10 protein-coding genes and 3 pseudogenes are annotated in these 12,418 nt (G+C 69.3%); 7 read left to right on the top strand and 6 right to left on the bottom strand.

What is annotated here, in order from left to right:
* From PV721_RS06505 to PV721_RS06490, 4 genes and pseudogenes are all read left to right on the top strand, one after another.
* A pseudogene (locus tag PV721_RS06505) lies at nucleotides 1-202 on the top strand (HNH endonuclease); the annotation flags it as partial.
* Between the two features lie 149 nt (nucleotides 203-351).
* On the top strand, nucleotides 352-972 hold the full coding sequence (locus PV721_RS06500; protein WP_319721857.1) for a hypothetical protein: 621 nt from the start codon (nucleotides 352-354) through the stop codon (nucleotides 970-972).
* 444 nt (nucleotides 973-1,416) lie between these two features.
* Nucleotides 1,417-1,887 (top strand): lamin tail domain-containing protein, encoded by a 471-nt coding sequence (locus PV721_RS06495; protein WP_319721856.1) that lies wholly within the window; start codon nucleotides 1,417-1,419, stop codon nucleotides 1,885-1,887.
* A gap of 66 nt (nucleotides 1,888-1,953) precedes the next feature.
* Nucleotides 1,954-2,148: a hypothetical protein gene (locus PV721_RS06490; RefSeq protein WP_319721855.1), complete on the top strand. Its 195-nt coding sequence runs from the start codon at nucleotides 1,954-1,956 to the stop codon at nucleotides 2,146-2,148.
* An 11-nt stretch (nucleotides 2,149-2,159) separates the two neighbouring features.
* Here the strand turns inward: PV721_RS06490 and PV721_RS06485 are convergent, their stop codons facing one another.
* Nucleotides 2,160-2,396, bottom strand: coding sequence for a hypothetical protein (locus PV721_RS06485; RefSeq protein ID WP_319721854.1), 237 nt, complete (start codon nucleotides 2,394-2,396; stop codon nucleotides 2,160-2,162).
* Nucleotides 2,397-2,553: 157 nt separating this feature from the next.
* On the opposite strand from PV721_RS06485, the gene PV721_RS06480 reads away from it, so the two are divergent.
* On the top strand, nucleotides 2,554-2,952 hold the full coding sequence (locus tag PV721_RS06480; protein ID WP_319721853.1) for a hypothetical protein: 399 nt from the start codon (nucleotides 2,554-2,556) through the stop codon (nucleotides 2,950-2,952).
* Between the two features lie 207 nt (nucleotides 2,953-3,159).
* Here the strand turns inward: PV721_RS06480 and PV721_RS06475 are convergent, their stop codons facing one another.
* Complete coding sequence (locus tag PV721_RS06475) at nucleotides 3,160-3,453, bottom strand: hypothetical protein (RefSeq protein ID WP_319721852.1); 294 nt, start codon at nucleotides 3,451-3,453, stop codon at nucleotides 3,160-3,162.
* 278 nt (nucleotides 3,454-3,731) lie between these two features.
* Nucleotides 3,732-4,163 carry a peptidase inhibitor family I36 protein gene (locus PV721_RS06470; protein ID WP_319721851.1) on the bottom strand — a complete coding sequence of 144 codons (432 nt, stop codon included), beginning with the start codon at nucleotides 4,161-4,163 and terminating at the stop codon, nucleotides 3,732-3,734.
* A gap of 871 nt (nucleotides 4,164-5,034) precedes the next feature.
* On the opposite strand from PV721_RS06470, the gene PV721_RS06465 reads away from it, so the two are divergent.
* Nucleotides 5,035-5,556, top strand: coding sequence for a DUF402 domain-containing protein (locus tag PV721_RS06465; protein WP_319721850.1), 522 nt, complete (start codon nucleotides 5,035-5,037; stop codon nucleotides 5,554-5,556).
* A 7-nt stretch (nucleotides 5,557-5,563) separates the two neighbouring features.
* Here the strand turns inward: PV721_RS06465 and PV721_RS06460 are convergent, their stop codons facing one another.
* Together PV721_RS06460 and dnaE are read right to left on the bottom strand one after the other, a co-directional pair.
* On the bottom strand, nucleotides 5,564-6,292 hold the full coding sequence (locus PV721_RS06460) for a DNA polymerase Y family protein (RefSeq protein ID WP_416371039.1): 729 nt from the start codon (nucleotides 6,290-6,292) through the stop codon (nucleotides 5,564-5,566).
* Nucleotides 6,293-9,631, bottom strand: a pseudogene (gene dnaE / locus PV721_RS06455) (DNA polymerase III subunit alpha); the annotation flags it as partial. It lies immediately after the preceding gene.
* A gap of 328 nt (nucleotides 9,632-9,959) precedes the next feature.
* On the opposite strand from dnaE, the pseudogene PV721_RS06450 reads away from it, so the two are divergent.
* A pseudogene (locus PV721_RS06450) lies at nucleotides 9,960-10,097 on the top strand (IS1380 family transposase); the annotation flags it as partial.
* Nucleotides 10,098-10,101: 4 nt separating this feature from the next.
* Here PV721_RS06450 and PV721_RS06445 read toward each other — a convergent pair.
* Complete coding sequence (locus PV721_RS06445) at nucleotides 10,102-11,541, bottom strand: hypothetical protein (RefSeq protein WP_319721849.1); 1,440 nt, start codon at nucleotides 11,539-11,541, stop codon at nucleotides 10,102-10,104.
* Nucleotides 11,542-12,418 lie beyond the last annotated feature (877 nt).

Here is a 12,418-nt window from a genome sequence, read left to right as displayed (position 1 = left end):
TCGTTCGAACCGGCCGAAGGCGGACCAGGACCCGGCGGAGTGGCTGCCGCCGGCTCCGGACGCGCTGTGCCGGTACGGCGCCGAGTGGACCGCGACCAAACTCCGCTGGGGCCTCGCGGTCGACGAGGCGGAGCGGGACCGGCTGCTGGACATCGCAGCCGGCTGCGGCGGCACCGACGTGGAGTTCACACCCGCCCCGTAGGACGTCGGAGATGAGGGCCGCCGCCTCGACAGGTGGCGGCCCTTTGCCGTGCTCCCCAGCTGCCCGTGAGCGTCAGCATGCTTAGGCGGGTCCAACGACGTGCGCTGTTGGGCCGGCGGGGGTGTCGGCGGCAGCGCGACCGGGGCAGGGTGGCAGGCGGGAACGCGTCGGAGGGCGGTGTGCTGGTGGAGTGGGACTGGTGGACGGTGGAGTTCGGGGACGCGCACGCGGGCGCGGCGGGTGTCCTTGTCGGCGGAGGTGAGCCGGGACCGGTGTATTTCGACGTCGCGAGCGGCCCCAACGTGCCCTCTACGACGCACTGGTCGGCCTACGACGGCCGGCACCGCCGGCCACGCGCCGAGGCGCTCAGGGCGGTGTGCGCGTGCGGATGGCGTGGTGCCGCCGAATACCCGCTGGACTGGGATGCGATCGACGACCGGCCGCTGTACGAGGCGGACGTCGACCTGACCGGACCGCTCGCGGACTGGAACGCGCACCTGTCCCTCGTCCGCGACAAGGCGGTACCGCTGCCCGAGCCGCTCGCCGCCCTCCTGGTCGAGATCACCGAGCAGCTGACCGCCACGGCCGAGGACGCGCCGCTGGCCGCGCTGCGCGCCGCGGGCGTGTTGGAGCGGATCGCCGCCCGCGTCGGGCGGGAGGCGGCCGGTGCGCTGTGTGACGGCGGCGTGTCCACCGAGGCGGTGGCCACCGGGCTCGGGACCACCCGCTCCAAGGCCCTGGTGCTCCTTCTGACCGCACAGGACAGATGACACCACCCGGATGACGTCAGGCTTCCGCGGTTCCGGGCGAGGGCTGGGAGGCCTGCCGCAGGGCGGGAAGTATGTGCGGATCACGGACTTGCGTGCGAAGAATTCCGCAGAACGGCTGTTACTTGATCCACTGGTCCGGGCGGGTGAGGCGGGGAAGGAGTGCGCCCGGTGGTGCGCCGGAGCACGCCGACCCTCATGTCCGGTTCGGGGGACGGTTGCGTGTAGCGGTCAGTGAATGTCAGGGGCATGTTCGGACGAAATGCGTGCATCCAGCAGGCGACTGTGACGGATATGTCCACGTCTGGTAACCGGCGTCGGCGGGGGCTGCGCCGGGGGTCGTGTCGGGTCGAGAGTGTGGCCCTCGGCTCACTTCGGGCCGTCTCCGAAAGTGCCTCTGCCGCCTGTTTCGGCTGGTGAGGCGCTGTTCTTGAGGGAGCGCCACCCATGTCTTCTGCTTCTTCCTCCGTACGCCGTATCGCCGCCACCGTCCTGGCCGCCGGCGCCATCGTCTCCGCCGCCGCGCTGCCGGCGGCCGCGCACGACGGCGACCGTCACCACCAGCGGCACCCGCGGGTGGAGATCAGCCGGGTCCAGGCCGACAGCCCCGGACGTGACGACCGCTCCAACCGGTCCCTGAACGCGGAATGGGTGGAGATCACCAACACCACCCGCGACGCCATCAACCTCCGCGGCTGGACCCTGCGCGATGGCGACGGCAACCGCTACCGCTTCGACAACGTCCGCATCGGCGGCCGCGCCACCATCCGCATCCACACCGGCAACGGCCGCGACACCCGCACCGATCTCTTCCAGGACCGCCGCGACTACGTCTGGGACAACCACGGCGACACCGCCACGCTGCGCGATGACCGCGGCCGCACGGTCGACACCGAGACCTGGGGACGCCGCCGCTAGCCTCCACGCGCAGGCCGGGCTCTGTGCCAGTGAGCCTGCGCGAGATGCCCCACCCGTAGCTGGCCCATGCGGCCACCACCGCTGACCGGCACGCGCACGGGCCGTCGCCCCTCCCGGGCGACGGCCCGTACTGCTGCAAGAGGGACCAAGCTCCGCTGGTCCCTGACCGCCGACGACCGCGAGGCGCTCCTGGGCATTGCCGAAGACTGCCCCGGCGCCACCGTCACCTACGAGACCGTCCCGTTCGACACCACGAAGTAGGTACACCCCTTTTACAGGGGCACGGCCAGACGGGACCCGAGGCGAAAGCGCCTCTCCCCGGCCGCATGACGGACCTCTTCGGGCTGCTCGTCATCGTCAAGCAGTCCGAGGAGGACCATCAGGGCCCTCGCCTCGTCCTCGCTGATCAGCTTCTTGAGGCGCTCGGAGTCGGGGCTGGCGGAGTCCAGCTCCTTCAAGGCCCGCCGGGGCCTGGCGAACTTGTCGAGGCTGGCCGGAGACTTTCCCACGGCCTTGGCCGCAGTGCCCAGCTTGGGTTGAAAGGGCCGGCACCACCGTGTCCTCGGCGACATCCACTGGTCCCACGCCAACACTGACCAGGCCGTCGCCGCGTTCGAAGCCAGCCGCGCCGAAGCCGAAGAACACGGTGCCGCCGGCGAGCGCGCGATGATGCAGGTCCGCCTGGCCGTCGCGCTGTCCTTCGCCGACCCGGACCGGGCCGGCGCCGAGCTCTCCCTCGCCCACCAGCTCCTCGAGGGCCTTGACCAGCGGTCCAACGCTCTCTTGGCCCAGGCCGTCGCCCTGATCAAGGACGCCAGAAGCGACGGCATCATCGACCGGGCCCGGAGCCTGAACACAGGCACCACGGGCGCGGGGCTGCCTTTCCTCCACCGGTTCGTCGAGCTCGCCGTCGCCTTCCACCACGCCGTGCGCGAGGAGGACCAGGAGCTGGCCGCCGCCATCGGCCGCCTGCGTGAACTCACCGCGACCGGCGACTTCGTCTACTTCACCGACATAGCCCACTTCATGGGCGGCCTGCCCCTGCCCGCTCCCACCACCACGTAGTGGATCGGCAGCCCTGACGCTGTCCGTGGCCGTTGGCAGCACCTCGTCCAGACCCGCCGTGCCCGTACCGGCCGATAGCCGCGGCCTCATTGCGGCGCCGAGGCGGAGGTTTCGTGGGTCCGGACCGACACGGATCGGGGCCCGGACCTCATATGGTCCGGGCCCCGATTTCACCCCTGCTGGTTGTTCAGCCGCAGGGCCGTAAGGTCACTGGGTGTCGGTGCTCTTGCCCACGAGCGAGGACAGCAGCTCGACCATGGTCGCGTTGACCGTGCGCTGCTCGTCGATGAAGCCGTCGATCTTCCGCTCCAGACCGTCCAGGCGCTGGGTCATGTGGCCGCTGAGGTTCTCGACCTTCTGGTCCAGGTTCCCGACCTGCAGGCGCACTGCGGTGAGGTCGGACTTGATGATCCCGAACTCGCGGGAGTCCTGAGCCGAGGTCTCTTCGAAGCGCCGGGTCAGGGCAGCGAGCTCGCTGTGGGCGATGGGGTCCTCGGGCACGCGGGTACTCCTGCCAGATCACAAACCGCAGATAAGAAGACCCCACGATATCGCGCCCGCGCCCCCGTACAGCCTCCGGTTCCGCAGCCTTGCCCTGTGACCACTCACATTCAAGACCAGAGCGCTGGGTTTCAAGCCGGGAAGCATCAGCTGGCCTCGGGCGCTGGCCGACCAGCTGTGTGAACAGCTCGACAGTCGGTGCGGGGCGGGACAGCTCGGTGGTACTGCCCCCCAGAGTGCTCTGGGAGAGCGTCGTGCGTTTGGTCTCCTGCGCCTCCTTACGCGCCGCAGGGTGTGGTGTTGTTCTTCAGGGAGTGGGTGGTGTCGTTGAGCTGGTAGGAGCGCAGGTCTGCGATGGTGCCGCCGTCGGCCCCGACGCACACGTGCCGGCCGAAGTAGTTGTCCTTTTGGTAGACCCTCGCGGTGCGGCTGCTGTTGTTGATGACCGAGCTGCCCTTGCCGCGGATGTAGTCCGGCAGGTGCCGGACCGAGCCGTCAGTGGCGCGTTTGACGTAGGGCTGGCCCTCGAAGTGGATCTCGGGGTAGATGCACACAAATCCGCGGGGGCACTGGATCTGGTCCCGGGGGGCGGTGACGGCCGAACCGGTTTTGGCCGGCGCGGGCCGGGCCTGGGCGGGGGTGACACCGGCCAACGCCGCCGTCAGGGCCACGGTTGCACTGACGAGCGCGAGGATCCTGGGAACGTGCATGTACTGACTCCTTCGGTCGGTTTCTACCGGAGAGCGGCAGGCGCCGCACGGTCGGCCCCAGCCCCCTGTAGCCGGAAGCCCCGGGCACGCCTACACATCGACGCCCACCCTGTCAGTGCGACTACCCAAAGCGACAGGTGCTTCACATAGAGTCCCCAGCCTGACTGGATCGCAGGGAGCGCACCGCGTCACCACTGTGCGCCGCGCGTGCCCCAGCGCTGCCGTCTGGTGCTCCGACACTGCGGCGCCGGCGTTGGCGCGCGGCCGACATCCGACGCCGGGTCAGCGCCGAGCTACCCGTGCTGGCCTATCCGGCTGCTCGCCGAACCAGTTGGGCGTGCTGGCACTGCTATCGCTCGGTCAGGAGTCGAGTAGCGCCTGTTCGCGTCAGGGCGGCACAGCGGCATGCGATGGCCGACGGCACGGTCCGTGGGACTTTTCGCGTGGCAGCCTGGACCGCGCCGTGCTCGGGCGGCTCACCGGGGTGAGGTGGTCCAGCCTGGACACCGGTTCCCTCGTACAGGTCGGGTTCCAGGGGAGCAGGTAGCGGCCGGCCGGGGAAGTCTGCCGAGGGGCACGGCATGAATGGCGTGGACTGCCGCCCAAGGGCCCCCGGCGCGCAGGAGTTCGGTGGCGGCCAGGGGCGGCGGCGGTGTCGGAGGGCTCGATCTCGATGAACCGCAGTCCGTTGATGTAGGCGAGCAGGCTGGACCGCTCGGTGTCGCCGGCGGTCAGGGAGAGCACGGGCGGGGTGCAGGTCCGCCTGGCCCTTCGCCGACCCCGACCCCGACCGCGCCGACGGCGAGCTTTCGCTCGTCGGGCGGTTGTGGCGCGGGCACTTTGGCCGACGCTGTCGGGTTAGCGTCTTGGGATGGTCGAGGAGAGCGCTTCCGTGCTGGTCGACGTCCGGAAGTACGACGGCAGTCTGAGCGCGCGGTGGACTGCTGTCCGGCTGGGTGAGGACGAGCACGGCGTGTGGTTGGGCACGGCGCAGGGTGTTCCCGTCAGTTCGTCGACGGGCGAGGAGTCGAGCCGGTTTGCGTACGTGGTGTTGGTCCCGCGCGGTGGGTGGTGGACGGCCACGTTCTGTGCGGATCCGGGGCCGGAGGTGTATTGCGACGTGTGCACGGTTCCCGATTGGAATGCGGACGGGACCGTCGTGAGCATGGTGGATCTCGATCTCGATGTCGTGCGGCCTCGGGGTGGCGAGGCCCATGTCGAGGACGAGGATCAGTTCGCCGAACGGCGGATGCGCTACGGCTACCCCGATAGCGTTGTCGAGGCGGCCCGTCAGACCTGTGAGTGGTTGATGGAGAGGGTCCGTCGCGAAGGCGATGGTGGCGACGAACCCTTCGCCTCGGCGTACTGCTACTGGCTCGGCCTTATCGGATAGGTCCGCATCAGCGACTCCTGCTTCGGATGCGCAATGGGGTATTCGCCCTGTCCTGTTTGGCGCTGGTGGCGAGGGTGGCGGGTCGGATGGTGCCGGGGCCGTAGCGGGCGCGGGCTCGGTCGGTGACCGCTTCGATGGCCAGGGCGCGGTCGTCGCCGGGGTCGAGGGTGAGTTGCTGGGTGGCTTCGCTCGCCGGTCGTAGGTCGTGTGCGCGCAGGCTGATGGTGCGGACGCGGGCGCGTTGGAGGGCGAGCAGGTCGTAGAGGTCGTAGGCGGTGGTGGCGATCGGCCTGGTGTGGGCGGTGGCTTCGGTGAGGGTTTGGCTGCGGGTGCTGGTGCTGCGGTCGGCGTAGCGGACGGACAGGGCCAGTCCGCCCGCGGCTTGCTGTCCGTCGCGCAGGCGGGCGGCGACCTCTTCGGCCAGATCGAGCAGCGTTCGGCGGTGTTCGGCCGGGTCCAGGACGTCGTGCTCGAAGGCCCGGTCGGCGGCCAGGGACTTTGCGATCGGCTGTGCCTGGACGGTGCGCGGGTCCTGGCCGTGGGCGTGGGCGTGCAGGGCGCGGCCGGCGGCGGCGCCGAAGAGCCGGACGAGGGTCGGCATGGGGGTCTCGGCGACGTCGCCGATGGTGTGCAGGCCGTAAGTGTGCAGCTTGCCGGCGGTCGCCGGGCCGACGCCGTAGAGGGCCGCGACCGGGCGCGGCCCCAGCCACTGCTCGACGCCGTCGGCGTCGATCACGGTGGTCCTGCCGGGCGGGGTAACCGCAGCGGCCATTGTGGCCAGCATCCGGTTCGGGGCGATGGCGCATGTCGTCTGCACACCGTGCAGGGCCATCGTGCGCAGCCTGAGGAGGGCAGCCACCTGTTCCGGAGTGCGTTGCCAGTAGCGGAGCGCGCCGGTGATGTCGAGGTGCGCGGCGTCCGGCTTGATCGCCTGCACGCGCGGGGTTATCCCCTCGGCGACGGCTTCGAAGAACGCGATGTCGACGAGCCCGAAGCCGTCCTCCAGGGTCACGAAGATGACGCGCTTGCCCGACGGGATGGGTGGGGTCTGGGTGGAGGCGCGCACGCCCGCGACCAGGACCTTTTGCCCGGGGTGCATGGTTTTGAGGTGGGCGGCGTCGGTGGCGCCGATCTCGCGCAGCAGCCGGTGGTGGTGGGTCATCAGGTGCTCGGACACGTCGATCTTCAGCACGTCGATCTCCGCCTTCAGGGCTTCGCGGCTGGTCATCTCCGGCAGGCCGGACGGTTCGGCGGTGACGAGTTCCCCGCCGAGGGGGAGCTGGCCGTCGGCGGGCCGGGCGCGGGTGTGGGCGTGGAGCTCGGCGGTCTGGAGGAGGAGGTCGCGTCGGGTGAGGGGTCCGCGCAGCGGGTCGAGGGCACCGATCTGGATGAGGCGTTCGGCGATGGGCAGGGCGGGGCGGGCGCGCTGCCAGAAGTCCTGGAGGCTGTTGTAGGGCTGCCCGGCCGTGATCCGGGCGACCTGGTCCTCGCTGATCCCCTTCACCGACGACATCGACAGCCGCACCCCCCACACCCCGCCCTGCGTCTGCTCGATGCGGTAGTCGGCGGCGGAGCGGTTGATGTCGACGTTCAGGATGGGCACGTGGTGGCGGCGGGCGTCGGAGACGATGACCCGTGGCGGCCACATGCCGGGGTCGTGTTCCAGCAGGCCCGCGTACAGGGCGGCAGGGTGATGGGCCTTGAGCCACGCCGACTGCAGGGCCGGCACGGCGAACGCGACGGCGTGGGCGCGGCAGAAGCCGTACGCGCCGAAGCCCTTGATGATCTCCCAGACGTCGTTGAGGACGGCGGGGGTGTAGCCGCGGCCGCTGGCCTCGCGCTTGAACCAGGCCTCTACCTGCGGCAGGCGTTCCTTGTCGGCGAGCGTACGGCGGGCGACCTCGGCGAGAGCGCGGTCGCATCCGGTCAGGACGGCGAACATGTCGATGATCTGTTCGTGCCAGATCGTGACCCCGTAGGTCGAGGACAAGACCGGGATCAGGTTGGGGTGCGGGTATTGGGGGGCGGCGCCGTGGCGGGCTGCGATGTAGAGGGCGGGCATGCCGCCCTTGACCGGCCCGGGCCGGAAGAGGCTGATGTCGGCGATGACGTCCTGGACATCGCGCGGTTGGAGCCGGCCGACCAGGTCCTGCTGGCCGGGTGACTCCAGCTGGAACATCCCGATGGTGTCGCTCTTGCGGATGAGGTCGAAGGCGCCGGGGTCGCCGAGGGGGACGTGGTCGGGGTTGTCGAGGTCGATCTGCCGGCCAGAGGTCCGGCGGATCTCCTTGACGGCGTGCGCCATCGCGGACTGCATCCGCACGCCGAGGACGTCGAGCTTGAGCAGGCCGAGGTCCTCGACGTCCTCCTTGTCGGCCTGCACCATCGGGTACTGGCCGCCCGGGGTCGGCTGCACCGGCAACCTGTCCAGCAGCGTCGAGTCGGACAGGATCACCCCGCACGGATGCATCGCGATCCCCCGCGGCAGCGCGTCCAGGGCCGCGGCGAGTTCCCACAGCGGACCGAACGAGTCTGCGTCGGCGGCGAGCTGCTTCAGCTCCGGGAGCGTGGTGAGCGCGTCGCGGATGTCGCAGGCCCAGATGTGCGGGAACGACTTCGCGATCCGGTCGACGACCTGGGGCGCGATACCGAGGGCGAGGCCGGTGTCCCTGAGGGCGTGCCGGGCCCGGTACGTCTCCGGCATCCCGGTCACCGCGACCCGCTCGAGCCCGAACCGCTCGATGATCCGGTCGTAGACCTCCAGCCGGCGCGCGGACTCCACATCGACGTCGATGTCCGGCAGCGACGACCTGCGCACCGACAGGAAGCGTTCGAAGAGCAGGTCGTGGTCGAGCGGGTTCGCGGTGGCCACGAACAGGGCGTGGTTGACCATCGAGCCGGCGCCCGACCCGCGGGCCGCGACCCGGATGCCCATCGCGCGGACGTCGGCGACGACCTGGGCGACCGCCAGGAAGTACGCCTCGTACTCCAGCTTGCAGATCACCTTGAGCTCGTACTCCAGCTGCTCGACCGCCCGCCGGTCTCCGTCCAGGCCGCGCGCGAACATGCCCGCCTCGCACCGCTGACGCAGCAGCCGCAACGCGCCGCCCGGCCCCGGCTCGGCACCCACCACTTCCGGCTCGGGGAAGTGCGGCCGGCCCAGCCCCAGGTCGGTCACCGGATCGACCACACACTCCTCACCAGAGAGCAGGGTCTCCGCGAGCAGCGCGGCCGCGCGGCCCGGGCCGCCGCCGGACGCCTCCGCGATCCGCTCGGCGGCCGACGCCATGGTGGCGGGGTCCTTCAGCCAGCGCTCGCCGCAGTCCAGCCGGCGGCGGTCGATCGGCCGCAGCAGCCGGGCGGCATCGAGCACGTCGGCGATGCGGCGCTGGGCAGGGTCGGCGTAGCGGACCGCGTTGGTCAGCACCGCGCGGATGCCCAGCTGGTCGGCAAGGCCGAGTGTGCGCGCGGCCAGCCGCAGCGAGCCCGGTCCCGTACCGGCCACACCCCACCACACCGTCTCCAGCCTCAGGTTCCCGCCGGCCACCTCACGCCACGGCGCCAGCAGTTGCTCGGCCAGGTCCGGACGTCCGGCCGACAGTGCGCGCACCGGCTCCGATACCGGCCCGAGCAGAACCAGCAGGCCCTCGTCCGCGTACCGGGCGAGCGTCTCCCACGACACCACCGGCGGGCCGCCCGCAGCCGCAGCGTGCGCGGCCGACAGCAGACGGCACAGCCGCCCCCACCCTGTGGCGCTCCGCGCCAGCAGCGTGACCCGCAGCGGCGGCTCCACCACATGCACGCCACCGCGCGCCGGGCTACGGGGGCGGGCCGTGGACTTGAGGGGAACCGGTGAGCGGGGGGCGACGGCGACATCGACGCCGAAGAGGGGACGGATCCCGGCGTCCGTGGCCGCCTTCGCGAACCGGACGGCGCCGGTCACGGTGTCACGGTCGGTCAGCGCGAGTGTTCCGATCCCGCGCTCCGCTGCCCGACGCACCAGGTCGCCGGGATGGGAGGCACCGTAGCGGGCGGAGTAGCCGCTCGCGACGTGAAACCGACGGGTTCTTCGAATCCGGGCGCACTTCGGTGACGAACCCGAGGGCCATTGGGCCGGAATTCGGGGAACACCCGCAAGTTCATGCGACCAAATTCATCTGCCGATGAGGTCGCCTGCTCGCCACACGGGATGAACCGCACGTTCCGGACCGCTATCGCCCGGGCACCAACCGAAGGTTGACCCGGTGGACCTCCGACGACGCTCCTGGCCACGCCGTGACGAGCCCATCTAGCCTCGGGCTTTCACGAGTGGGGTGTGATCAAAAAGGTGAGGAGTGCCGCTGACCTGGGACGATGGGACTTGTCTAGAGTCCCGTCGTCGTCATGAAAGCTGCACTCCTCACGTGAAGAGGCGCATCGGGTCGTACCCGTCTGTTCGCGTGCGGGGCGGTGGTGGCGGGGTGGTGTCCCAGGCCGGTGCGGTGCTGCTGGTCGAGACGGTCCGCAAGTCCGGTCTGGATAAGGCGATATCGGCGGCGCTGCTAGTTACTTCTCTTTCGGGGGATTCGTCAGAAATCGAACGACGATCGTGTCATCTTCACCAGTGATCCTCTCGATGCCATAGTGGCCCAGACCTTCCCAGTCGACTGACAGCATCCCCGCCGAATTCCGCGGTCTTACCCCCGCTTGGATGTGGGAGTTGTTCCAGCCGTCCTCCATGCGCCATGAAGAATTCAGGTAGCGCTGCTTGCGGGTTACGTTGATGATGTTGTTGCTGTGCTCAATTTCTCCGATATACCTGACACTTCCCCCGCACGGAGGTTTCTCGCACTTCTCTGGATCCCCCTCTTTCGGATTCCATGAGAAACCGTTCTCTTCGAGCCCAGACGGGATCCTGGCCTGGTCCTTCCTCAGAGTGAGGACCTCCGCGCGAGTGGTAATCCTGTCGAAGTGGGGCAACCGAGGGAGCTGGATCAGCCTATGCGAGACGAACTCACCTCCAGGGTTGATATAGCCGCCCGCCCCAAGGAGTTCCCCGGCAACGATCATAGTATTGACAGGCGGCTTGGCGAAGAGGTCGACATCTCTATAAGCCTCAAGGTCATCCTTCCACGCCTTCTCTGTGGAGTCAGCTCTGACAGGCCCAAATTTCTGACCCATCACCCAGAACACGCTGCCCAGGATATAGGCCGGAACGTTCCCGCCATTCTTCACTTTGATCGTCAGCGGCAAGTAGACCGCATCCTCATCAAGGTACGCTTTGCCGAATCTCGTGCTCGCCTGGACGGAAACTCCCGCGACGGACGGCTGGAACCAGGAAGAGTGAGCCAGATTCGCGGCGGTGAGCGCCGTGGTCACGATGAACCCGATCGCGAACCCCTGGGGGTGAGGAATATCCCTCCATGTCCTCTCGTAAAGGAGAAACCAAAGCGCCCACACCGACCAGGCCCACAGTGCCGCGAACGCAGGCAGGAGCGGGGTCCCGTACTCCCTCTCCTGAAACCACATCACCAGGAACAGTGAGTTGCTGGCCAGCGCGATGAGCAGCCCGGCCAGGACGGCAACTCCGGAGTAGGGCCACTGACGCTTGCCCGCGAAGTCGAGTACCGCGAGTGCCGAGAAGCCCTGCACCCCGCCCGCCACCATGAACAGGATTCCAGTAATCCGGCTGGCGAAGCTCGGCGACTCAAAGGCATCCACCTGTCCGACCTGGATGAGCAGAACCATGCATCCGAGCATCCCGGCCGCCAGGACCGCACCCGTTGCATACCTCAGCGCACTCCGGTCAGGCCAGACACCACTGCCCGCCCCGCGCCACTCCACAGCCTCGCCATCGACGCCTACTTCGGAGAGCCCGGATCGATCAAGCAGACGGCGCAGTTCACGCACCGACCAAACATGGTCGGCGGGCTCACCCCGGATCCAGACCTCACGAAGTCCCCGCCGGTCCGGCGGTTGGACCACCACCAAGGGCTCGTCGCTCACTCTCCCAGCCTCACAACCACTCGGCGGGAACGCATCTGCGGTTACGCCGCCCAGCCCAAATCCGGTCAGCCGGACGCAACGCCTGATGGCCAGCGGGGACGGCGCAGCAAGCGTTCACGCCCCCCCCCACACACAGGGTCCCCGTTTCCCCGAGGCAGCGCACCCCGAAGGCGCGCTCGGAGCCAGGTGGGCCACAGCTCGACTTGCAGGCCGCCGGCCCGCCCGATCCGGACCGGCAACCTCCGCCACCTGCGGTGGCCCGTTCTTCTCCGCCGCCGCCCAAATCGTCACGACCGCCCGCCGCCGGCACCTGAGATTGCACGCCACTGACCCTGGACCGACGTGATCACCGACGCCCTGGCACGGCTCGGCAGCTCTCCCGAACCCCGGCTGACCAGGGCGTTCCCGTCCCTGCAAGCAGCACCACCCCGACCGGAGCCGTGGAACCCGGCGCCCACCCGACGCGACAGCCGGGCTATCAGCCTGGCCACCAACAGCCCGAATCACCGAAACGGCCCGCCGAAGAAACCGACGGACCGTCACGAAAGATCGAGGCTAGTGATCCCGGTTACCTCACGCCAAATGGAGCTCGCTCTGGAAGTGGCTGCCCCGGGCTATGCGAGCTGTCGGGTAGACACCGGATAGACGAGGCGGCGCTCGACTGGGCGCCCAGCCCGGTCGCCTACTCCATCAGGGACCTGCCTGAGTACCTGTATTGCTCCGGACGGCTCCGTCACAGCAACGTGCGGGTGCGTTGCGTCGGAGGCGCTCTTACAGTCGGCCAAGTCAGGGGCGGCGAGCCCGAGTCTTCTTGAGGTAATGAGCGTGTGGGAAAGGCATTGCATGCGAGCCGGTGCCGCCGCCTCGCTCATCGCTC

It is taken from the genome of Streptomyces sp. MB09-01, assembly GCF_033794505.1.
Classification (GTDB): Bacteria; Actinomycetota; Actinomycetes; order Streptomycetales; family Streptomycetaceae; genus Streptomyces.
This window is presented reverse-complemented; position numbering and strand designations above follow the sequence as displayed.

Excerpts from the sequence above, each read along its gene's own strand:
- PV721_RS06495 (WP_319721856.1), top strand. The coding sequence starts at position 1,417 with ATGTCTTCTGCTTCTTCCTCCGTACGCCGTATCGCCGCCACCGTCCTG.
- PV721_RS06490 (WP_319721855.1), top strand. The coding sequence starts at position 1,954 with ATGCGGCCACCACCGCTGACCGGCACGCGCACGGGCCGTCGCCCCTCC.
- PV721_RS06480 (WP_319721853.1), top strand. The coding sequence starts at position 2,554 with ATGATGCAGGTCCGCCTGGCCGTCGCGCTGTCCTTCGCCGACCCGGAC.
- PV721_RS06470 (WP_319721851.1), bottom strand. The coding sequence starts at position 4,163 with ATGCACGTTCCCAGGATCCTCGCGCTCGTCAGTGCAACCGTGGCCCTG.
- PV721_RS06465 (WP_319721850.1), top strand. The coding sequence starts at position 5,035 with ATGGTCGAGGAGAGCGCTTCCGTGCTGGTCGACGTCCGGAAGTACGAC.